The sequence below is a fragment of the Streptomyces sp. 2114.4 genome (assembly GCF_900187385.1).
GTDB lineage: Bacteria > Actinomycetota > Actinomycetes > Streptomycetales > Streptomycetaceae > Streptomyces > Streptomyces mooreae.
This window is the reverse complement of the sequence record NZ_FYEY01000001.1, coordinates 5,033,191-5,053,850: the sequence shown is the minus strand read 5'-3', so window position 1 is coordinate 5,053,850 and position 20,660 is coordinate 5,033,191. Positions and strand designations below refer to the sequence as shown.

Genomic DNA, 20,660 nt, shown 5'->3' with positions numbered 1-20,660 from the left:
TCCTGCGGTAGGAGACGGAGGGTCAGGGGCCCTAGAGGACGGTCTGGGTGTCGGTGTCGCTGGAGCCGGTGAAGTTAGTGTCACCGGCGTAGACCGCCGTGATGATGTAGACGCCGGTGGTCAGCGCGGTGCTGACCGCGGCGACACCGGAGCCGTCGAGCGTGCCGGTGAGGCTGATGGTGGTCACACCGTCGGTGACGGTGAAGTTGACCGTCCCGGTCGGGACGCCGCTGCCCGGCGCCACCGCGGAGACGAACGCGAGGATCGCGACCGTGTCACCGGAGTTGGAGGGGTCGGGGAACGAGGTGGCCGTGGTGGTCGTGGATGCCTGGCTGACGGTCTGGGTGTCCGTACCGCTGGAGCCGGTGAAGTTGACGTCGCCGCTGTAGGTCGCGGTGACGTTGTGGACGCCGGCGTCGAGCGTGCTGGTGGTGACGGTCGCGACGCCGCCGGAGACGGTGCCGGTCAGCGTGCCGCCCCCACCACCGTCGATGACGAAGACGACCGAGCCGGTCACCGTGCCGGCACCGGGCGGGACCGGCGCCACCGTGGCGGTGAAGGTCACCGTCTGCCCGAAGACCGACGGGTCGGGCGCGGACGTGACCGTGGTGGTCGTCGACGCCTGGCCGACCGTCTGGGTGTCCGTGCCGCTGGAGGAGGTGAAATTGGCGTCACCGCTGTACGTCGCGGTGACCGGGAACGTACCCGCGTTCAGCGCGCTGGTCGTGACGCTGGTGGTCCCTCCGGAGAGGGTGCCGGTCAGCGTCGGACCGCCGGTGATGACGAAGGTGACCGTGCCCGTCGGCGTACCCGCACCCGGTGCGACCGGTGCCACGGTGGCCGTGAAGGTCACCGACTCACCGACCACGGACGGGTCGGGCGACGAGGCCACCGTGGTGGTGGTCGATGCCTGCGTCACCGTCTGGGTGTCGGTGCCGCTGGAGCCGGTGAAGTTGGCGTCACCGCTGTAGGTCGCGGTGACCGTGTACGCGCCCGCGGTCACCAAGCCGTTGGTGGTCACGCTGGTGGTGCCACCGCTGAGCGTGCCGGTCAGCGTCACCGTGGTGACCCCGTCCGTCGCCACGAACACCACCGTGCCCGTCGGCGTACCCGCACCGGGCGCGACCGGCGCCACCGTCGCCGTGAAGGTCACCGACTGGCCCACGACCGACGGATCGGGCGACGACGAGACCGTGGTGGTCGTCGAGGCCTGGGTCACCGTCTGGGTGTCCGTACCGGCCGAGCCGTTGAAGTTGGCGTCACCGCTGTAGGTCGCCGTGACGGAGTACACGCCCGCGGTCACCAGGCCAGTGGTGCTGACGCTGGCCGTGCCACCGCTCAGGGTCCCGGTCAGCGTCACCGTGGTGACCCCGTCCGTCGCCACGAACACCACCGTGCCCGTCGGCGTACCCGCGCCCGGAGCGACCGGCGCCACGGTGGCCGTGAAGGTCACCAACTGACCCACTACGGAGGGGTCCGGCGTCGACGAGACCGTAGTGGTCGTCGCCGCCTGACCGACCGTCTGGGTGTCCGTGCCGCTGGAGGAGGTGAAATTGGCGTCACCGCTGTACGTCGCCGTGACCGTGTAAACGCCCGCCGTCACCAGCCCATTGGTGCTGACGCTGGTGGTGCCACCGCTGAGCGTGCCGGTCAGCGTCACCGTGGTCACCCCGTCCGTCGCCACGAACACCACCGTGCCCGTCGGCGTACCCGCACCCGGCGCAACCGGAGCCACGGTGGCCGTGAAGGTCACCAACTGACCCACTACGGAGGGGTCCGGCGTCGACGAGACCGTAGTGGTCGTCGCCGCCTGACCGACCGTCTGGGTGTCCGTGCCGCTGGAGGAGGTGAAATTGGCGTCACCGCTGTACGTCGCCGTGACCGTGTAAACGCCCGCCGTCACCAGCCCACTTGTGGTCACGCTGGTCGTGCCACCGCTGAGCGTGCCGGTCAGCGTCACCGTGGTGACCCCGTCCGTCGCCACGAAGGTCACCGTGCCGGTCGGCGTACCTGTCCCTGGCGCAACCGGTGCGACCGTCGCCGTGAAGGTCACCGGCTGCCCGACGACTGACGGATCCGGCGACGACGTGACCGTTGTCGTCGTCGAGGCCTGACCGACCGTCTGGGTGTCCGTACCGACCGAGCCCGTGAAGTTGGCGTCACCGCTGTACGTCGCCGTGACCACGTACGCGCCCGCGGTCACCAGACCGTTGGTGGTGACGCTGGTGGTGCCCCCGCTGAGGGTGCCGGTCAGCGTCACCGTGGTGACCCCGTCCGTGGCCACGAACACCACCGTGCCCGTCGGCGTCCCCGCACCGGGCGCGACCGGCGCCACCGTCGCCGTAAAGGTCACCGACTGGCCCACGACCGACGGATCGGGCGAGGACGTGACCGTGGTCGTCGTCGCCGCCTGGGTCACCGTCTGGGTGTCGGTGCCGCTGGAGGAGGTGAAGTTGGCGTCACCGCTGTACGTCGCCGTGACCGTGTGCGTCCCGACGCTCAAGGCGCTGGTGGTGACGCTCGCCGTGCCCCCGGACAAGGTGCCGGTCAGCGTGGGGCCGCCGCTGATGACGAACGTGACCGTGCCCGTCGGCGTACCCGCACCCGGCGCCACCGGAGCCACCGTCGCCGTGAACGTCACCGGCTGCCCGAAGACCGACGGGTCCGGCGACGACGTAACCGTGGTGGTCGTCGACGCCTGGCCGACCGTCTGGGTGTCCGAACCGACCGAACCCGTGAAGCCGGCGTCACCGCTGTACGTGGCCGTGACCGTGTAAACGCCCGCGGTCACCAGCCCACTTGTGGTCACGCTGGTCGTACCGCCGCTCAGCGTGCCGGTCAGCGTCACCGTGGTCACGCCGTCCGTCGCCACGAACGTCACCGTGCCGGTCGGCGTCCCCGCGCCCGGAGCGACCGGAGCCACCGTCGCCGTGAACGTCACCGGCGCGCCGACCACGGACGGATCGGGCGCGGACGTGACCGTGGTCGTCGTCGAGGCCTGATTGACCGTCTGGGTGTCCGTACCGACCGAGCCCGTGAAGTTGGCGTCACCGCTGTACGTCGCCGTGACCGTGTGGCTGCCGGCGCTCAGGGCACTCGTCGTGACGCTCGCCGTGCCCCCGGACAACGTGCCGGTCAGCGTCGGGCCACCACTGATCACAAACGTGACCGTGCCCGTCGGCGTCCCCGCACCCGGCGAAACCGGAGCCACCGTCGCCGTAAAGGTCACCGGCTGACCGACGACCGACGGGTCCGGCGACGAGGTCACCGTGGTGGTCGTGGACGCCTGGTTGACGGTCTGGGTGTCCGTACCGACCGAGCCGGCGAAGTTGGCGTCACCGCTGTACGTCGCCGTGACCGTGTGCGTACCGGCAGACAGCGCGCTGGTGGTCACGCTCGCCGTGCCCCCGGACAACGTGCCGGTCAGCGTCGGGCCACCACTGATCACGAACGTGACCGTGCCCGTCGGCGTCCCCGCACCCGGCGCGACTGGAGCCACCGTCGCCGTGAACGTCACCGGCTGACCGACGACCGACGGGTCCGGTGAGGACGTGACCGTGGTGGTGGTCGCCGCCTGGATGACGGTCTGGGTGTCGGTGTCGCTGGAGCCGGTGTGGTTCGCGTCGCCGCTGTAGGTCGCGGTGACGGTGTAAACGCCCGCCGTGACCAGGCCGTTGGTGCTGACCGTGGTGACGCCGGCGCCGTCGAGGGTGCCGCTGAGGCTCACGGTCGTGACGCCGTTGGTGATGACGAAGCTGACCGTCCCGGTCGGCACCCCGCCGCCGGGGAAGACCGGCCCGACGAAGGCGGTGAAGTTGACCGTCTGCCCCGTCACGGAGGGGTCGGGGAAGGAGGTGACCGTGGTCGTCGTGGACGCCTGGTTGACGGTCTGGGTGTCCGTACCGACCGAGCCCGTGAAGCTGGCGTCACCGCTGTACGTCGCCGTGACCGTGTGCGTACCGGCGGACAGCGCGCTGGTGGTCACGCTCGCCGTGCCCCCGGACAACGTGCCGGTCAGCGTCGGGCCACCACTGATCACGAACGTAACCGTGCCCGTCGGCGTCCCCGCACCCGGCGAAACCGGCGCCACCGTCGCCGTAAAGGTCACCGGCTGACCGACGACCGACGGATCGGGCGCGGACGTGACCGTGGTGGTCGTCGAGGCCTGGTTGACGGTCTGGGTGTCCGTACCGACCGAGCCCGTGAAGCTGGCGTCACCGCTGTACGTCGCCGTGACCGTGTGCGTACCAGCAGACAGCGCGCTGGTGGTCACGCTCGCCGTGCCCCCGGACAACGTGCCGGTCAGCGTCGGGCCACCACTGATCACAAACGTGACCGTGCCCGTCGGCGTCCCCGCACCCGGCGAAACCGGAGCCACCGTCGCCGTAAAGGTCACCGGCTGACCGACGACCGACGGGTCCGGCGACGAGGTGACCACCGTGGTCGTCGCCGCCTGCCCCACCGTGTGGGTGTCCGTGCCGCTGGAGGTGTTGAAGTTGCCGTCGCCGCTGTAGGTCGCAGTCACCGTGTGCGTACCGGCGGACAGCGCGCTGGTGGTGACGCTCGCCGTGCCGCCGGAGAGCGTGCCGGTCAGCGTCGGGCCGCCACTGATCACGAAGATGACGGTGCCCGTCGGCGTTCCCGCGCCCGGCGCGACCGGGGCCACCGTCGCCGTGAACGTCACCGGCTGGCCGACCGCCGACGGATCGGGCGCGGACGTGACCGTGGTCGTCGTGGACGCCTTGTTGACGGTCTGGGTGTCCGTGCCGCTCGACCCGGCGAAGGTGCCGCTGCCGCTGTAGATGGCCGTGACGGTATGGGAACCGACGCTGAGACTGCTGGTCGTGACGCTCGCCGTGCCGCCCGAGAGCGTGGCGGTCAGCGTCGGGCCACCGGAGATGACGAAGGTCACCGTGCCGGTCGGGGTACCCGAACCGGGCGGCACGGGGGCGACGGTCGCGGTGAAGGTCACGGCCTGCCCGAAGACCGACGGGTCGGGGGACGAGGTGACCGTGGTGGTCGTCGGCAGCAGGGTCGCCTGCACCGTTTGTGTGTCGGTACCGGAGGACGGATTGAATTGGGCATTGCCGTTGTAGGTCGCGGTGATGGCATGGGTGCCGACGCTGAGACTGCTGGTGGTGACGGTTGCGGTGCCGCCCGAGAGCGTGCCCGTCAGGGTGCCGCCCCCACCGCCGCCGATGACGAAGGTGACCGTGCCGGTCGGGGTGCCCGCCCCGGGCGCGACCGGCGCGACGGTGGCGGTGATGGACACCGGCTGCCCGAAGGTCGACGGGTCGGGGGACGAGGTGACGGTCGTCGTCGTCGACGCCTTGATCACCGTTACGGAGGCCAGGCCGCTGGACGGTGAGAATTGAGCGCTGCCGTTGTAAGTCGCGGTGATGGTATGAAAGCCGACGCTGATTCCGCTGACGGTGACGGTCGCGGTGCCACCCACGAGGGTGCCCGTCACGGTGGGCCCGCCGGTCACGACGAAGGTGACCGTGCCGGTGGGTGTCCCGAGCCCCAGCGGGATGACAGTGGCGGTCAGGGTGACCGGTTGTCCGAAGACTGCTGGATTGGGTGACGCGGATGCCAAGGTGAAGGTGGGTGCCATGAAATGGCCCTCCGGATAGTGATGTTGGCGGGCCGTTCAGCTCCCCGTAGCGCATGACACTCTGCGGGAAGTGGGCATCAACCTGGGGGCAGGCTCGGTAATTACTGCCGACGGAGATCCGCATCTGCGTACCGATGTCCTCCGCCAGGCTGGCAACCCGCCGGTCGATAGCACCAGTAGGCGCGCGGATCATGACGCCGCGCCATAGCCGTCACGCGCATTTGCCCTGAATGGCGCAGCGCCCAGCGGCTCGCACGGCGCCCCGCGGCGCGCGCTGCGGGGCGCGGCGGTGACGGGTGTCGGTACGGGTGACGCACGATCAGCGCGCGGCCTTTTTCCGTGAGCCGGTACCGCACGACCTTCAACGGCGCTGCACAACGGCGCAGTTCACCGGTCAGTTGAATCGTCCGGCGTCTACGCTGGCCGGTGGGCCGGGGCGCAGGCCCCCTTCACCTTTCACCTGTCCCTTCATCTCCCCATCCCCTCGGCCCCTCGCCCCCCGCCCTCCATCCACCCAATCCACCCATCCACCCCTTCCCCCATCCACCCGTTCATCCGTTCACCCGTCGGCCGGAGGAAGTGACCATGACTGAGCATGCGCGAGTACCGGGGCAGCTGCCCGGTGAGCTGACGCTGCGGCACCCCACCCCTGCGGACCACCCGCAGCTCCAGGTGGCGCTGGCCGAGTGGTGGGGCGGCCAGGGTGGTGAGGCGGGCGCGCGACAGCGTCAGTTGCTCGTACCGCGCCTCTTCCTGCAGCACTTCGCCGACACCAGCTTCCTCGTCGAGCGCCCGGACCGGGCCCTGCACGCCTTCCTGATCGGCTTTCTGTCCCAGACCGAGCCCGAAACCGCCTACCTCCACTTCGTGGGCGTGTGCCCGGAGGGCCGGCGGGACGGCATCGGCAGCGCCCTCTACGACCGTTTCTTCGCCACGGCCCGCACGGCAGGCCGCAGCCGGGTCCGCTGCATCACCAGCCCCACCAACCGCGACTCCCTCGCGTACCACGCCCGCATGGGCTTCCGGCTGGAGCCGGGCGACCGGCTCGACGATCACGGCGTACCGGTGCACGAGGATTACAACGGGCCGGGGCGCGACCGGGTGTCGTTCGTACGGGAGTTGTGAGCGGGGGCCCGCCGGTGTGCGCCGGGCTGGGCGGCCTCGGCGACCGGGCGACCTGAACGGCCTGGACGGCGTGCTTTCCGGCGGCACACCCCCGCTACTCCCCCGGTGGCAGCGCCCTGAGCAAGGCGTCCACGGCGCCCGCGAAGGAGTGGTCGGGCGGGGTCCCGTAAGCCACTACCAGTGCGTCACGCGAGGCCGGTGGGGCGGTCGGGTCGCGGAAACGGCTCAGGCCCTCCAGGGCGAGGCCCTGCCGGCGGGCGGCCTGGAGGACGGCCTGTTCGGTGCCGGGCGGGAGTTCCAGTACGGCGTGCAGGCCGGCGGCGATGCCGGAGACCCGGACCTGGGGCGCGTGGGCGGCCAGGGCGGCCACCAGTTGGTCGCGGCGGCGCCGGTAGCGCAGCCGCATCCCGCGCAGATGGCGGTCGTAGGCGCCCGAGGACAGGAACTCGGCGAGAGTGAGCTGGTCCAGCGCCCCGGACTGCCATTCACCGGTGCCCTTGAGGACGAGCACCGGATCGACCAGGCGCTCCGGCAGCACCATCCAGGCCAGCCGCAGCGCGGGGGCGAGGCTCTTGCTCGCGGTGCCCAGGTAGACGACGTGGTCGGGGTCCAGGCCCTGGAGGGCGCCGACCGGCTTGCGGTCGTAGCGGAATTCGCCGTCGTAGTCGTCCTCCAGGATGAAGCCGCCGGTGGCGCGCGCCCAGTTGATGGCGGCCGCCCGGCGGTCGGGGTGCAGCGGTACGCCGGTGGGGAACTGGTGGGCGGGGGTGAGGAGGGCGGCGCGTACGTCGTCGAGGGCGGTCAGCTCCCCGGTGCGGGCGCCGCGTTCGTCCACGGGGAGCGGGACGGTGCGCAGGCCCGCGCGGGTGATGACGGCGCGGTGGAAGTCGAGGCCGTACGACTCGACGGCCAGCCGCCCGGTGCCCAGGACGCGGCTGAGCAGGGCCAGTCCTTGCAGGAAACCGGCACAGATGACGATGCGGTCGGGGTCGGCGCGTACGCCGCGGGCGCGGGCGAGGTAGTCGGCGAGGACGGTCCGCAGCTCGGGGCGGCCGTGGGAGGCGGGGTAGCCGAAGGCCTCGCTGGGGGCGGTGGTCAGCGCACGGCGGGCGGCGGCCAGCCAGGCGGTGCGGGGGAAGGCGGCGACATCGGGGGTGCCCGGGGTGAGGGCGAAGCGCGGCCGGTCGGCGCGGCCGGCCGGGCCGGGGCCGGGGGCGCGCCGGGCGGCGGGCGCGGTCCGCGGCAGCACCCTCTCGGCGACGCGGGTGCCGGAGCCCTGGCGGGCGCTGAGCCAGCCCTCGGCGACCAGTTCGGCGTAGGCGTCGGCGACGGTGTTACGGGCGATGCCGAGATCGGCGGCGAGCGAGCGGGAGGAGGGCAGCCGGGTACCGGGGGCCAGGCGGCCGGACCGTACCGCGTCCCGCAGCGCCCGCAGCAGCGCGGCGCGCAGACCGCCGGGACCGGTGAGGTCCAGGTGCAGATCCCGCCCGAAAGTGGCCCAGGAATTCTCCATGGAAATGGACCATACAGCCATGCCATTGCCGCCGTAGCGTCGTAGACATGACGACACGGACAGCTCAGCAGGCAGCACAGCAGACAGCACAAACAGCCCGGCCCGCACCGACCACACCGGCAGCACGGACCACTCGGGCAGACCGCCCCGCACAGCCGGCTCAGGCGGCGCAGACAGCGCAAGCGGCGCAGCCGACACACCAGCACGGCCCCCGCCTGCCCTGGGCGAAGCTCGCGCCGGAGGTCTACAAGGCCATGATCGCGCTGGAGGTCGCGGCGAAGAAGGACCTCGAACCGTCGCTGGTCGAGCTGGTGAAGATCCGTGCCTCGCAGCTCAATCACTGCGCGTTCTGCCTCGACATGCACGTCAAGGACGCCCGTGCGGCCGGCGAGACCGAGCAGCGGATCTACCTCCTCAACGCTTGGGAGGAGGCCGCCGACTTCTACTCCCCCAAGGAGCAGGCCGCTCTCGCCCTCACCGAAGCCATCACCCTGCTCACCGAGGGCTTCGTTCCCGACGCCGTCTACGACCGCGCCGCCTCCCACTTCGGCCAGGCCGAACTGGCCCACCTGATCGCGCTGATCACCACCATCAACGCCTGGAACCGCTTCGGCGTGTCCACCCGCATGGCCCCGGGGCAGGCATGACCGCCACGGACCGCCCCGTGACCACCACGGACCGCCCCGTGACCGCCGCCGCGCTGCGCGCACTCCACCACGGGCCCCGGCTGCCGCTGGTCCTCCCCGGCCCCTGGGACGCGGCCTCGGCACGGGTGTTCGCGGACGCCGGCTTCCCTGCGCTCGCCACCCCCAGTGCGGGCATCGCGGCCTCCCTCGGATACGAGGACGGGCAGACGCCGCCCGACGAGATGTTCGCGGCCGTCGCCCGGATCGTACGGTCCGTGGACATCCCGGTCTCGGCCGATGTGGAGGCCGGATACGGGCTGTCCGCAAAGGAGTTGGTGGGCCGCCTCATGGACGCCGGGGCGGTGGGCTGCAACCTGGAGGACACCGACCCCGCCACCGGCGCCCTGCGGGACCCGCAGGAACAGGCGGACTGGCTGGCCCGGGTGCGGGCCGAGGCCGGCGAGGCGCTGGTGCTCAACGCCCGGATCGACACCTACCTGCACGGCGTCCAGGGCACGGAGGAAGCGGTCCGGCGCGGCCGGCTGTATGCAGCAGCGGGCGCCGACTGCGTCTATCCGATCCTCGCCCCGCCCCCGGAGCTGGCCGCGCTGGCCGCCGGTATCGGCCTCCCCGTCAATGCCGTGGTGACCCCGGACGGTCCCACCCCGCGCGAACTCGGCGCCCTCGGCGCGGCCCGGGTCACCTTCGGCGGCGGCCTCCAGAGCCGGTCGATGGCAGCGGTGGCGGAGATGGCGGAGCGGCTGCGGGAGGAGCTGGGGGCGGAGGGGTGACGGGCCGCGGGAGCTGACGGGCGGTGAGTGGCGGGAGCTGGCGACCCGCGGGGGGCTGACCCGGCCGGCGCCGCGCCCATGAGCGCCACGCCCGTGAGCGCCACGCCCGTGAGCGCCGCGCCCATGAGCACCGCGCCCATGAGCGCCGAGCCCGTGAGCGCCGCGCCCGTGAGCGCCGCGCCCGTGAGCGCCGAGCCCGCCGCGCCGCTACCGCTCATCCGTTCCCGGCACCTTTCCCGTGCTGATGGCGATGCGGTTCCACGTATTGATCGTGAAGATCAGCGCCAGCAGCCGGGCCAGCTCCGCCTCCCCGAAGTGGCGGGCGGCACGCTCGTAGACCTCGTCCGGCACGCCGCCCTGGGCAACCAGCGTCACGGCCTCGGTGAGGGCCAGCGCCGCCCGCTCCTTCGCGGTGAAGAAGTGCGCCGCCTCCTCCCAGACGGCCACCATGTGCAGCCGCTCCGCGCTCTCGCCCGCCTTGTGGGCATCGGAGGTGTGCATATGGAGGCAGTACGCACACTTGTTGAGCTGCGAGGAGCGAATCTGGACCAGTTCGACCAGGGCCGGGTCCAGACCCTCACGCGCCGCGGCGTCGAAACCGATCAGTGCCTTGAAGGCCTTCGGTGCGGCCTGCGCAAAATTCACCCTGGGCGTGCGGGCCGCCGCGTCCCTGCCCTCCACCGCCGCGTCCTCGCCACGAACCGCCGCGTCGTTGCCACGAACCGCCACGTCATTGCCATGCGTCTGATGCGTCGTCTGCTGCGTCATGCCTTGAATCTAGAAGAGCAGGCGACCGACTGTAGGGTGCATTTCCATGCCGGAATCATGGGTCAATCCCGCCGAGAGCCTGGGCGTCGATCTGCATCTGGAGCTGACCGGTCCCGGCAGCCGCCGCGCCGTCCTCATCCGGGCGCTGCGGGACGCGGTACGGTCCGGCCGCCTGGCCCCCGGCACCCGCCTGCCGCCCTACCGCTCGCTCGCCGTCGATCTCGGCATCGCCCGTAACACCGTCGCCGACGCCTACGCCGAACTGGTCGCCGAGGGCTGGCTCAGCGCCCGCCAGGGCTCCGGCACCCGCGTCGCCCGGTGGCACCACCCGGACGGAGTCCCGGGGAGCGCGCAGCCGCCGACACCCCACCGCGCCCCGGCCCGCCCCTCCCTGGCGAGCCGCTCCGCCCACAACCTCCTCCAGGGGCAACCGGACGCCGCGTCCTTCCCGCGCACCGCCTGGCTCGCCGCCGCCCGCCGCGCGCTGACCGCCGCCCCGCACGACGCCTTCGGCCCAGGCGACCCCCGTGGCCGCCCCGAACTGCGCCGCGCGCTCGCCGACTACCTGGCCCGCGCCCGCGGCGTGCGCACCGACCCCGAACGCATCGTCATCTGCTCCGGCTTCGCCCACGCCCTGCGCCTGCTCCTGCCCGCCGTCCTCCCCGGACCCCTCGCCGTCGAGTCCTACAGCCTCCCCTTCCACCGCCACCTCCTGACCACCGCCGGCCTTCGCACCCACGCCCTCGGCCTCGACGAACACGGCGCCGACACCGCACAGTTGGCCCGGCTCGACGGCATGGGCGCGGCCCTCCTGACCCCCGCCCACCAGTTCCCCACCGGCGTACCGCTGCACCCCGACCGCCGGGCGGCCGCCATCAACTGGGCGCGCGCCACCGGCGGCTTCATCCTGGAGGACGACTACGACGGCGAATTCCGCTACGACCGCAAGCCGGTCGGCGCCCTTCAGGGCCTCGATCCGGAGCACGTCCTCCACATCGGCTCGGTCAGCAAGAGCCTGTCCCCCGCGGTGCGCCTGGGCTGGATGGTGCTCCCCGACCGCCTCGTCGACGCCGTACTGGAGGCCAAGGGCGAGCGCGAGGCCTGGGCGGGCGTCACCGACCAGCTCACGCTCGCGGAATTCCTCACCCACGGCGCCTACGACCGGCACCTCCGCCGGATGCGCCAGCGCTACCGCAGACGCCGCGACCAGCTGATCGACACGGTGACCACCCACGCCCCGCACCTCACCGTCACCGGCATCTCCGCCGGCCTGCACGCCGTCCTCCAACTCCCCGCCGACGCAACCGAGTCGGACGAACACGCGGCCCTGCGCGCCGCCCGCCGCCAGGGCCTGGCCCTGGACGGCCTCTCCGGCTACCGCCACCCCGCCGCCACCATGCCGCCCCGCCACGGCCTGGTCATCGGCTATGCCACCCCCACCGACAGCGCCTTCCCCGGCGCCCTGGAGGCACTGCGCCGGGCCCTGTCACAGAGGGGGCCAGAAGCTGTCTCAGTCGGCACCGGGGAGGCTCGCCAAGACGAGTAGGGCAAGCCGGCGCAAGCGTCGGCAGTACTGGATTCCTGCGGAGTCGGGGACCTCAGGGATGACCCGGCCCAGGTCTTCGATACGGCTTCGCAGGACGCGCGTGCGCTCCGGGTCGAGAGTGCCGCCGTTGTTCAGCCACGCAAGAACGCAGCCTGCGGTGTCCGCGTCGAGCAACACCAGGTCCGTACCCCCGAACTCGGCACCTCGCAGGCCTGCGGGGAAGGGGGCCTGGAGGTGTTCGTGCCAGAGGGGCACCGCATTCCGCACCTGCTCGGATAATCTGCTCACCTGCACCATTTTGCTGCAGCCTCACGACACGCCGGGACCGCGTTCACGTCGCCGCGCACGAACTCGGTGCGGCCGCCTATGCGATCAAGGCCACACGTGCTGCCGCGCCGAAAGGCGAGGGCGAGGCCGCAGGGCGCGTCGAGTGCCAGTGGCAGCGCGACCAGCTCCCGGAGGAGATTCGCGAACTCGTGCTTGACGACCAGCGATTGCGGAACGACATCTGCTGGTCGGTGTTCGACTGCTGAGCGCGCGGCCGTTCCGGGGTGAGGGCCGTCGTGCGCCCGGAGACCTCTCGGCCCCCGGCTCGAAGGCGAGCCGGGGGCCGAAGGTCCGGGGCCTGGGACCTGGGGCCTGGGACCTGGGGTCTGGGGCCTGGGTCGGCTTCCTCCCGGACTACCGGTTGGCGAACTTCCGGCTGATGTCGTTGAAGACGCGCTCCGCCTCCGGGCCGAGGTGCGGGCCGGCCAGCCAGGTGTGGTTGCTGGAGCTGATCGAGGTGTTGGACACCAGCGTCAGCTTCCCGCCGTGGTTGACGAACCAGCCGCCGCCGGAGGTGCCGCCGGTCATGTTGCAGCCGATGCGGTTCATGGCGGGCGTGCCCTCCTGCATGACGAGGCGCCCGGGGCGGCCGGGGCAGTTCATCATGCGTGCACCGTCGAACGGCGGCGCCGCCGGATAGCCGAAGGCGTCCAGCGAGGCGATGCGGTCGGCGGAGGGGGTGTCGAACGCGACCTGGGCGGCGGCCCCCACGGTCTCCTGGAGCGACTTGCCGCCGCCGTTCTCCGGCTTCACGTGCAGCACCGCGAAGTCGTAGGCCGAGCCACCGTTTCCGGTGTGCTGGCTGCCCATGTTGATCCACTCACCGGACGTGGTGATCCAGTCGGCCCAGAACCGGCCGTACGGGGTGACCTGCTGGGAGGGGGCGCTGCTGACCTGGTTCATCGCGGCGCCGTTGTCGTTGTAGGACGGCACGAAGACGATGTTGCGCATCCAGCCGCCCTGCTTGCCGGAGTGCACACAGTGGCCCGCGGTCCACACCAGGTTGGACTTGCCGGGGTGCGCGGGGTCCTCGACGATCGTGCCGGAGCAGACCATCGGGCCCTTCGGGCTGTCGAAGAAGATCTTCCCGACCGGCGCCATGTGCTGGTGGTACGGGCGGGCGACCTGCTCGGCGGTGACCGGCCGCGGCTCGGGGTCCGTGGCGCCGAACTCGCTGCCCGCGCCGGTGGCCTTCACCCCGATCTCGGGCGAGTTCTTCGCCTTGGCCAGCCGGTCCGTCTTCCAGTGGTCCTTGATCACCGGGTTGGCGAAGTCCGAGGCCTTGCGGGCCCACTTGTCCCAGTTCTGCCAGCCGCCGTCCTTCCACTTCTTCAGATCGTCCAGGCTGGTCGGCACGTCCTTGGGGATCTGGAACCCGCCGCCCCCCTGTCCCTTCTGGTCGGCGGCACCCGAAGCGGCGGCCTTGTCGTCACTGGGGCCGCAGGCGGTGACGGTGCCCGTGAGCAGCGCGACCAGTGCCGCGGCCGCGGCGGTGGAGCGGCGGATGGATGGCATGGAGCAAGTCCCCCTGATAAGCGGCGGCGCCGGCGAGCAGCGCGCCGTAATTGTCATGTCCCTCGTCGGGCTGCGCTCTACTATGCCGTGGCACCGGAACGGTTCGGCAGCCAGGTCCCGGGCCCCCGACGGACGACAGGACAGGACGTACGCGATGCCCCCTCCTCGGCCCCGGGTGTCCGGACGGAGCGGCGAAGCCGGGCATGGAACGGAGCCAGAAATGAGACACCGGCACTCGCTGGGCCGGGAGTTCGGATGGCTGTGGGCGGCGTTCGCCGCCAGCGCCGCCGGGACCTGGCTCTCGCTCGACGCGTTCCCGCTCATCGCCGTCCTGGTGCTGCACAGCGGTACGGCGCAGGTGTCCGTGCTGTCCGCGGCGGGACTGGCGGCGGGAGCGTTGCTCGCGATGCCGCTGGGGCCGTGGGTGGAGTTCCGTCGTAAGCGGCCGGTCATGGTGGGCATGGACCTGCTCCGGTTCCTGGCCTTGCTGACCGTGCCCGCCGCGTACGCGCTCGGCGGGCTGACCTTCGCCCAGCTCATCGTCGTATCGGTGATCGTCGCGGCTGCCAACATCGTGTTCACCGCCGCGAGCGGCGCGTACCTGAAGGCCCTGGTGCGGCCCGACGACCTGTTGGTGGCCAACGGCAGGTTCGAAACCACGACATGGACGGCGACCGCGCTCGGTCCGCCCCTGGGAGGCGTCGCCATCGGGGTGTTCGGGCCGCTGACGACGGTGGTCGCGAACGCGGTCAGCTTCCTGCTCTCCGCGCTCGGGATCCGGGCGATCGGCGGCCGGGAAGCGCCGCCGCCGGACCGCCCCGCGCAACGCTTCACCCCGGCCGACGTCGTCGAGGGCTGGCGTTACATCCTGGGCCACCCCCACCTGCGACCGCTGTTCTTCAACACCGGCCTGGTGAACGCGCTGATCATGGCGACCATGCCGCTGCTGACCGTGCTCCTCCTGCACGACCTGCGCTTCGCTCCGTGGCAGTACGGCCTGGCCTTCGGTGTGTCGTGCATCGGCGGTCTCGTCGGCTCGCGGCTCGCCCGCCCCTTGGTCACGAGGTTCGGACAGCGCCGGGTGCTGCTCACCGCCGGCACCCTGCGGGCGTGCTGGTCCCTGGGGCTGGGATTCATCGGTCCCGGCCCCTGGGGACTCGTGCTCCTCATCGTTGTCGAGTTCGGCCTGATCCTGTGCATGGGGATCTTCACCCCGGTGTTCGCGACCTACCGGCTCGCCCACACCGCCACCGACCGCGTGACCCGGACCCTGTCGGCGTGGTCCATCACGAGCAGCACCACCACCGCGGCCATGACGGCGTGCTGGGGACTGCTCGCCGGCCTCACCGGCACCCGCACCGCCCTCCTCCTCGCCGGTGCGCTCCTCCTGGCCACTCCCCTCCTGCTGCCCCGCCGCGCCCCCGCGCCGCAGGCAGCCCCGCGGGAGCCCGTCGGGGAGAGCGCGTGATCAGTACGGCCGGTGCTGGGCGCGGGCTTCGGCGGCGGACTTCATGCTGCGCAGCCATGCTTCCAGGCCCTCGCGCAGCATCTTGGTCGCGGTGGGAACGTCCGCTTCGACCTGGGCGCCGGTGTGGGTCTCCTCGGTGCTCACCCGGACACCGCCCTTGACCTGGGTGAAGTTCCATACGTGGACACCGTCGATGCGCAGTCCTTCGCCGACCGCGGGGCCGGTCCAGCGCAGACACGAGTCGCGCTTGAGCTGCCGGACGGTCGAGGTGATCTCCAGGCTGGTAGCGGGAGTCGAGGGGTTGGGGGGCACCGGGGTCGTCCACCGGAATGCCGAACCCCTGCGGAAGGGACCGGGGTCGAGGCGTTCCACGGTCGTAACGGGGGCCTGCCAGGACGGCCAGCGCTCCACGTCGGTCTGCAGCTTCCAGATGGTGCGCAGCGGGGCGTGAATCACGGTCTCGGTCCGGTGGCGGACGCGAGCGTCGGGGTCGACGCCCTTCCCCTGGCAGGTGAGGGACGTGCCGGGGTGGGAAGGGTGCGAGGGGCGGGAGGCATGGGAGCCGGCCGCTCCCGCGGGGACGGCAGCGGTGCCGAGGAGGCCAAGGGTGAGGGTGAGCGGGACGGCGAACAGGGCGGCGCGGAAGCCGGTACTGCGGATGCCGGTCCTGCGGAAGCCGGCACCGCGGAAGCCAGTGCCGCGGAGGCCGGTACCGCGTAACCGGGTGCCGCGTAAACCGGCGTTGCGAATCCCGGCGCTGTGAATCCCGGTGCTACGGAGGTCGGTGCTACGGAGGTCGGTGCCGCGGAGGCCGGACATGGAGTTCCCCTCTGTCGGTCGGGGGTGTGAGCGCTGCCTGGCGGGCGGATTCGGGCGGATCACGCGGCCGCACATCCCTCCATGCGTCCGTCCGCCCACCACCCGAACTACGAACTACAGCCCCACACTTTCGTTAATACTTATAACGCGACGTGGAACACCAGGTCAATAAGTTTCGTGATACCTTCTAACCAAGTCTTGAAGATGTAGCCAGATGGATGGGGGCGGTGACAGGTCATGGCGACGACGGGCGCGAACACTCCGCGGGAGCGCTACCGGGCCCAGGTGCGGGCGGAGATCACGGAACGCGCCTGGGAGCAGATCGCCACGGCAGGGGCGTCCGCGCTCTCCCTCAACGCGATCGCCAAGCAGATGGGCATGAGCGGACCGGCGCTCTACCGCTACTTCGCCAGCCGCGACGACCTGATCACCGAACTCGTCCGGGAGGCGTACCGAAGCCTCGCCGAAGCCCTCCGCACGGCCTCCGCCGACGGCGCCGACCTGGCCGGGCTGGCACACGTCCTGCGCGACTGGGCCCTGGCGGACCCGCAGCGGTACTTCCTCGTCTACGGCACCCCCGTCCCCGGCTACCACGCGCCCGAGGACACCACCGCCATTTCGTCCGAGATCATGACGACCCTGGTCGACGCGTGCGCGGCACTCGCCCCGGACGGCGCCACGACGCCCTTCGGCACCTACCTGGAGGACCACCGGGACTGGGCCGCCGGCCACCCCGCCCCGCCCGAAGCCCTCCACCGGTTCCTGACCTTCTGGACCCGCCTGCACGGCGTCCTCTCCCTGGAACTCGCCGGCCACTTCACCGGCATGAACCTCGACCCCGCCCTGCTCTTCGCGGCCGAACTGGACGACCTGCTGGCACCCCGGTCCTGAGGTCGTACGCAGCGCGGCGTAGACGGCGCGGCGCCCGGCGCGGAGGGACGCCTCTAGGCATCGTGCGCGTACCAGCGGAGCTCGATGGTGTTGCCGTCCGGGTCGTTGACGTACAGGGACTGGCCCTCGCCGCGGGCGCCGAAGCGCGGGCCGGGGCCGTCGACCACCGTGAACTCGCCCGAGTCGATGACCTCCTGCCAGTCGACGGGCTCGACGACCAGGCAGAGGTGGTCGACGTTGGAGCCCTCGCGGGGCCCCTGGACGAGGTCGATGATCGTGGTCGGGCTCACGCGCACGGAGGGGAAGGACACCTCGCCCGCGCGCCAGGCGTCGACGCGGACCGGCTCCAGACCGAGCGGGCCGCAGTAGAAGGCGAGCGAGCGCTCGATGTCGGAGACGTTCAGAACGAGATGGTCGAAGGCGGTGACGCGCATGGAAGCTCCTCTGGGGGCGCCCGGTATGGACCGAGCGCCGTCGGGTGGTTGCACGAGGAACGTATAGGGCGGACCAGGGAGTCGGGATCGGCCGTTGGACCTGGTCCCGGCCCTGATCCTGGTCCGTCGGCCCTGGTCCTGGTCCGTCGGCCCTGATTCCCCGGTCCTGGTCCGCTGGTCCTGGTCCTCCGGTCCACCGGCACTGAACCGCCGGTCCCGGCCCACCATCCCTGGCCCGCCGGTCCCGGCCCTCCGCTCCGGCCTAATCCTCCTCGCGCAGCACCAGGCCGAGCAGCCCCGGAAAGCGGGCGTCGAACTCCTCGCGGCGCAGGCGGTTGAGGCGCTTGGGGCCCTGGTCGCGCTGTTCCACCAGGCCCGCGGCGCGCAGTACGCCGAAGTGGTGGCTCAGTGCGGCCTTGCCGACCTCCACACGGAAGCTGCCACAGCTGTGCGACCAGTCGGCGGAGCCGGCCAACTCGCGGACGAGCTGGAGTCGTACGGGGTCGGCGAGGGCGGCGAGGGCGGTCTCGACGGGGACGTCCTCGGGGTGGATGTGCACCGGCTCGGCGCGGTGGCTGCTACGGCCCGGCATTCCTCGGTCTCCTCGATCCGCTCGGTCTCCTCGACCCCTGAACCCCCTTGCGGAGTGTTCGATCCAGATCATACAGTCGGAGTGTTCGCATTCCATTGAACACTAGTGAGGGGCGTGTACGGCCATGCGTGCGGTGGAATTCCAGGAGTACGGCGGTCCCGAGGTCCTGAGGGTCGTGGCGGCCGACGTTCCCGAGCCGGGGGCCGGGCAGGTGAGCATCGATGTCGCCTACGCCGGGGTGAACTTCGCCGATCTCAAGGCCCGCGCCGAGGGCTACCGCGTCCCGTCCCTGCCCTTCCGGCCGGGCCTGGAAGTCTCCGGGCGCATCCGCGCGGTCGGTGCGGCGGTCGACGGGCTCCGGCCGGGGCAGGAGGTCGCGGCGCTCACGGACGGCGGCGCGTATGCGGAGACCGTGGTCGCCGCCGCGGCGAGCGTGTTCCCGCTGCCGCAGGGGGTGAGCCTGCGCACCGCGGCCACCTTGCCGACGGTGCTGCCCACCGCGCATGCCCTGGTGCACGAGGTGGGCCGGCTGCGAGCCGGCGAGAGCGTGCTGGTGCAGGGCGCGGCGGGCGGGATCGGCACGGTGGCCGGCCAGTTGGCGAAGGCGGCCGGGGCGGGTGCCGTCTACGGCGTCGTCTCGGATGCGTCGAAGGCGGAGCACGCCCGCGCCTACGGCTACGACGAGGTGTTCGTCGGCCCGGACTTCGACGAGGAGGTGCGGCGCGCCACGGGCGGACGAGGGGTCGATCTCGCCCTCGACCCCGTCGGCGGTGACACCTTCCGGCGCAGCCTGGAGGCGCTTGCCGTCTTCGGCCGGCTGGTGTCGTTCGGGAATGCGAGTTCCGCCGAGCCGTGGCAGGTGGGCCAGCCCGAGCTGTACCCCCGGGGGCGCTCGGTCGCGGGGTTCTCCATCCTGTCGCTGGCCCAAACGGCGCCGGAGGCGCTGCGCGCACTGGCCGGGCGGGCCTTCCGTACGGTCGCCGAAGGGGGCGTGGAACTCCCCGTGTCGGCAGAGTTCCCGCTCGCCGACGCCGCCGGGGCGCACCGGCTCCTCGGCAGCCGCAAGAGCACCGGGAAGCTGCTGCTGCGGGTGGAGTGACACGGGGAGGGAGGCACCGGAGGGGGAGGCGCGGGGAGGGGAGGCGAGTAGGGCGGGTCTCCTACTGCCGCGCCGGTCTGGGGTCCCGGTATGCGGAGGGGTGGGGTCTGCCGGCTGCTCCGTAGCGGTACTCCTGGAGCTGTTCCGCTGTCGGATACCACTGTTTGTCGCAACGGCAGCACCACCAGCGCCAGTTGTCCCAGTCGGTGTCGGTGTGCGTGGTGTCCTTCCACAGCACGTCGTCACAGTCGGGCGTGGGGCAGGTCGGCGGCAGCGGCATGGCGGGCCCTTTCGTCGGTGGCGGCTGCCCAGCCTTCTGCGCCTGCCGCCGCGCCGCGCCGCGCTTCGCCGCTCGCCACCCGAACGGGTAAGGCGTAAGGACCCCGCGGGCACCCGAACGGGTAAGGCACCCCCGGCACCTCCGGCACCTCCGGCACCCCCGGCACCCCGCAGAAACGCGCTCGCGGGCAGTCGCACACCCCGTGCGACTGCCCGCGAGATCCCGCTGCCCCCTGGCGGGGGCTCTGCCCTTGCGGCGGCTACTTCTTGGGCAGCCACTTCTTCCAGACGTCCGGGTGCTTCTCCACCCAGCGCTTGGCCGCCTCGTCGGCGGACAGACCGCCCGAGGCAATCGACTCGGAGACCTCGTTCTGGTCGTCCTTGGTCCACTTGAAGTTCTTCAGGAACGCCGCGGCACTGCCGCCCTTCTTGGCGAACTCCGTGTTGAAGAACTTCTGCAGCGGGGTGGTCGGATAGGCGCAGTCGATGGACTTGGGGTCCTTGGCGCCCTTGGCCGCACAGGCGTCGGTGTACTTGGGCAGCTTGACCTCTTCCATCGGCACCTGGTTGAAGAGCCACTGCGGCTCGTACCAGTACGTCAGGAAGGGCTTCTTCTCCTTGGCGAACTGCTGGATCTGGGTGATCTGCGCCGCCTCGGAGCCCGCGAAGACGACCTCGTAGTTCAGCTTGAGGTTCTTCACCAGCGCCTTGTCGTTGGTGACGTAGGACGGCGAACCGTCCATCAGCTGGCCCTTGTTGCCGCTCTCCGAGGTACGGAGCTGCTTGGCGAACTTGTTGAGGTTCTTCCAGTTGGTGACCTCGGGGTGCTTGTCGGCCCAGTACTTGGGGACGAACCAGCCGATGTGGCCGGTGACGCCGTTGCCGCCGCCCGCGGTGATCGTCTTCTTGTCCTTGACGTACCGCTTCTCCTGGTCGGGGTGGCCCCAGTCCTCCAGGATCGCGTCGACCCGGCCCTGGCTCAGGGCGTCCCAGGCGGGGATCTCGTCCACCTGGACGGTGTCGACGTGGTAGCCCATCTCGTGTTCGAGCAGGTACTTGGCGACCGCGACATTGGACTGGGCGCCGACCCAGGTCTGCACCGAGAGGGTGACCGACTTGGAGCCCTTGGCCGCCGCGAACGGCGAGGTCTGCTTGGTCATGTCGGCCTTGCCGCAGGAGGACAAGGAGAGGGAGAGGACCGCCGCGCCGGCCAGCGCGGCCGCCCCGATGGTCATGGTGCGCTTACGGGACAT

The 20,660-nt window shown here is 71.5% G+C and carries 17 protein-coding genes and 2 pseudogenes; 8 read left to right on the top strand and 11 right to left on the bottom strand.

Features of this window, described 5'->3' with window-relative positions; genetic code table 11:
- Window positions 1-31: 31 nt before the first annotated feature.
- On the bottom strand, window positions 32-5,614 hold the full coding sequence (locus CFW40_RS38225) for an Ig-like domain-containing protein (RefSeq protein ID WP_256331334.1): 5,583 nt from the start codon (window positions 5,612-5,614) through the stop codon (window positions 32-34).
- A 585-nt stretch (window positions 5,615-6,199) separates the two neighbouring features.
- On the opposite strand from CFW40_RS38225, the gene CFW40_RS22300 reads away from it, so the two are divergent.
- Window positions 6,200-6,739 (top strand): GNAT family N-acetyltransferase, encoded by a 540-nt coding sequence (locus CFW40_RS22300; RefSeq protein WP_088799548.1) that lies wholly within the window; start codon window positions 6,200-6,202, stop codon window positions 6,737-6,739.
- Window positions 6,740-6,833: 94 nt separating this feature from the next.
- Here the strand turns inward: CFW40_RS22300 and CFW40_RS22295 are convergent, their stop codons facing one another.
- Entirely contained in the window at window positions 6,834-8,252 is a 1,419-nt protein-coding gene (locus CFW40_RS22295) for a PLP-dependent aminotransferase family protein (protein WP_088799547.1), read from the bottom strand.
- Between the two features lie 47 nt (window positions 8,253-8,299).
- Between CFW40_RS22295 and CFW40_RS22290 the strand changes: the two genes are divergently transcribed.
- Together CFW40_RS22290 and CFW40_RS22285 are read left to right on the top strand one after the other, a co-directional pair.
- Entirely contained in the window at window positions 8,300-8,899 is a 600-nt protein-coding gene (locus tag CFW40_RS22290) for a carboxymuconolactone decarboxylase family protein (RefSeq protein ID WP_088799546.1), read from the top strand.
- Window positions 8,900-8,937: 38 nt separating this feature from the next.
- On the top strand, window positions 8,938-9,669 hold the full coding sequence (locus tag CFW40_RS22285) for an isocitrate lyase/phosphoenolpyruvate mutase family protein (RefSeq protein ID WP_256331747.1): 732 nt from the start codon (window positions 8,938-8,940) through the stop codon (window positions 9,667-9,669).
- Between the two features lie 98 nt (window positions 9,670-9,767).
- On the opposite strand, the pseudogene CFW40_RS38980 reads toward CFW40_RS22285, so the two are convergent.
- Window positions 9,768-9,887: pseudogene (locus tag CFW40_RS38980) on the bottom strand (pentapeptide repeat-containing protein); the annotation flags it as partial.
- Window positions 9,877-10,437 (bottom strand): carboxymuconolactone decarboxylase family protein, encoded by a 561-nt coding sequence (locus CFW40_RS22280; protein WP_088799544.1) that lies wholly within the window; start codon window positions 10,435-10,437, stop codon window positions 9,877-9,879. The pseudogene CFW40_RS38980 and the gene CFW40_RS22280, both read right to left, overlap by 11 nt.
- 46 nt (window positions 10,438-10,483) lie before the next feature.
- On the opposite strand from CFW40_RS22280, the gene CFW40_RS22275 reads away from it, so the two are divergent.
- The gene (locus CFW40_RS22275; protein WP_088799543.1) at window positions 10,484-11,983 is read left to right on the top strand and encodes a PLP-dependent aminotransferase family protein; all 1,500 of its coding nucleotides are present in this window, start codon (window positions 10,484-10,486) and stop codon (window positions 11,981-11,983) included.
- Here the strand turns inward: CFW40_RS22275 and CFW40_RS22270 are convergent.
- Window positions 11,948-12,271: a hypothetical protein gene (locus tag CFW40_RS22270; protein ID WP_256331335.1), complete on the bottom strand. Its 324-nt coding sequence runs from the start codon at window positions 12,269-12,271 to the stop codon at window positions 11,948-11,950. The genes CFW40_RS22275 and CFW40_RS22270 overlap by 36 nt on opposite strands.
- 44 nt (window positions 12,272-12,315) lie before the next feature.
- On the opposite strand from CFW40_RS22270, the pseudogene CFW40_RS38735 reads away from it, so the two are divergent.
- Window positions 12,316-12,516: pseudogene (locus tag CFW40_RS38735) on the top strand (putative immunity protein); the annotation flags it as partial.
- A gap of 148 nt (window positions 12,517-12,664) precedes the next feature.
- Here the strand turns inward: CFW40_RS38735 and CFW40_RS22260 are convergent.
- Entirely contained in the window at window positions 12,665-13,825 is a 1,161-nt protein-coding gene (locus tag CFW40_RS22260) for a serine protease (protein WP_088799541.1), read from the bottom strand.
- 220 nt (window positions 13,826-14,045) lie between these two features.
- Between CFW40_RS22260 and CFW40_RS22255 the strand changes: the two genes are divergently transcribed.
- Window positions 14,046-15,293, top strand: coding sequence for an MFS transporter (locus CFW40_RS22255; protein ID WP_088799540.1), 1,248 nt, complete (start codon window positions 14,046-14,048; stop codon window positions 15,291-15,293).
- On the opposite strand, the gene CFW40_RS22250 is transcribed toward CFW40_RS22255, so the two are convergent.
- On the bottom strand, window positions 15,294-15,926 hold the full coding sequence (locus tag CFW40_RS22250) for an SRPBCC family protein (RefSeq protein ID WP_256331748.1): 633 nt from the start codon (window positions 15,924-15,926) through the stop codon (window positions 15,294-15,296).
- A gap of 423 nt (window positions 15,927-16,349) precedes the next feature.
- Here CFW40_RS22250 and CFW40_RS22245 point away from each other — a divergent pair, with 423 nt between their 5' ends.
- Window positions 16,350-17,003 (top strand): TetR/AcrR family transcriptional regulator, encoded by a 654-nt coding sequence (locus CFW40_RS22245; RefSeq protein ID WP_088799538.1) that lies wholly within the window; start codon window positions 16,350-16,352, stop codon window positions 17,001-17,003.
- 53 nt (window positions 17,004-17,056) lie between these two features.
- Here the strand turns inward: CFW40_RS22245 and CFW40_RS22240 are convergent, their stop codons facing one another.
- On the bottom strand, window positions 17,057-17,437 hold the full coding sequence (locus CFW40_RS22240; RefSeq protein WP_088799537.1) for a VOC family protein: 381 nt from the start codon (window positions 17,435-17,437) through the stop codon (window positions 17,057-17,059).
- Window positions 17,438-17,699: 262 nt separating this feature from the next.
- Window positions 17,700-18,029, bottom strand: coding sequence for a helix-turn-helix transcriptional regulator (locus tag CFW40_RS22235; RefSeq protein WP_088799536.1), 330 nt, complete (start codon window positions 18,027-18,029; stop codon window positions 17,700-17,702).
- 124 nt (window positions 18,030-18,153) lie between these two features.
- On the opposite strand from CFW40_RS22235, the gene CFW40_RS22230 reads away from it, so the two are divergent.
- Entirely contained in the window at window positions 18,154-19,128 is a 975-nt protein-coding gene (locus CFW40_RS22230) for a zinc-binding dehydrogenase (RefSeq protein WP_088799535.1), read from the top strand.
- Window positions 19,129-19,189: 61 nt separating this feature from the next.
- Here CFW40_RS22230 and CFW40_RS22225 read toward each other — a convergent pair whose 3' ends face one another.
- Together CFW40_RS22225 and CFW40_RS22220 are read right to left on the bottom strand one after the other, a co-directional pair.
- Window positions 19,190-19,408, bottom strand: a complete 219-nt coding sequence (locus tag CFW40_RS22225) for a hypothetical protein (protein ID WP_088799534.1) — start codon at window positions 19,406-19,408, stop codon at window positions 19,190-19,192.
- 259 nt (window positions 19,409-19,667) lie between these two features.
- A complete protein-coding gene (locus CFW40_RS22220) occupies window positions 19,668-20,660 on the bottom strand; it encodes an ABC transporter substrate-binding protein (protein WP_088799533.1) in 993 nt (330 codons plus the stop codon).

What these genes read in the sequence shown, in the direction of transcription:
- CFW40_RS22225 (WP_088799534.1), bottom strand. Translation starts at nt 19,408, where the DNA reads ATGCCGCTGCCGCCGACCTGCCCCACGCCCGACTGTGACGACGTGCTG.
- CFW40_RS22300 (WP_088799548.1), top strand. Translation starts at nt 6,200, where the DNA reads ATGACTGAGCATGCGCGAGTACCGGGGCAGCTGCCCGGTGAGCTGACG.
- CFW40_RS22245 (WP_088799538.1), top strand. Translation starts at nt 16,350, where the DNA reads ATGGCGACGACGGGCGCGAACACTCCGCGGGAGCGCTACCGGGCCCAG.
- CFW40_RS22290 (WP_088799546.1), top strand. Translation starts at nt 8,300, where the DNA reads ATGACGACACGGACAGCTCAGCAGGCAGCACAGCAGACAGCACAAACA.
- CFW40_RS22260 (WP_088799541.1), bottom strand. Translation starts at nt 13,825, where the DNA reads ATGCCATCCATCCGCCGCTCCACCGCCGCGGCCGCGGCACTGGTCGCG.
- CFW40_RS22255 (WP_088799540.1), top strand. Translation starts at nt 14,046, where the DNA reads ATGAGACACCGGCACTCGCTGGGCCGGGAGTTCGGATGGCTGTGGGCG.
- CFW40_RS22275 (WP_088799543.1), top strand. Translation starts at nt 10,484, where the DNA reads ATGCCGGAATCATGGGTCAATCCCGCCGAGAGCCTGGGCGTCGATCTG.
- CFW40_RS22240 (WP_088799537.1), bottom strand. Translation starts at nt 17,437, where the DNA reads ATGCGCGTCACCGCCTTCGACCATCTCGTTCTGAACGTCTCCGACATC.
- CFW40_RS38225 (WP_256331334.1), bottom strand. Translation starts at nt 5,614, where the DNA reads ATGGCACCCACCTTCACCTTGGCATCCGCGTCACCCAATCCAGCAGTC.
- CFW40_RS22295 (WP_088799547.1), bottom strand. Translation starts at nt 8,252, where the DNA reads ATGGAGAATTCCTGGGCCACTTTCGGGCGGGATCTGCACCTGGACCTC.
- CFW40_RS22235 (WP_088799536.1), bottom strand. Translation starts at nt 18,029, where the DNA reads ATGCCGGGCCGTAGCAGCCACCGCGCCGAGCCGGTGCACATCCACCCC.
- CFW40_RS22280 (WP_088799544.1), bottom strand. Translation starts at nt 10,437, where the DNA reads ATGACGCAGCAGACGACGCATCAGACGCATGGCAATGACGTGGCGGTT.
- CFW40_RS22230 (WP_088799535.1), top strand. Translation starts at nt 18,154, where the DNA reads ATGCGTGCGGTGGAATTCCAGGAGTACGGCGGTCCCGAGGTCCTGAGG.
- CFW40_RS22220 (WP_088799533.1), bottom strand. Translation starts at nt 20,660, where the DNA reads ATGTCCCGTAAGCGCACCATGACCATCGGGGCGGCCGCGCTGGCCGGC.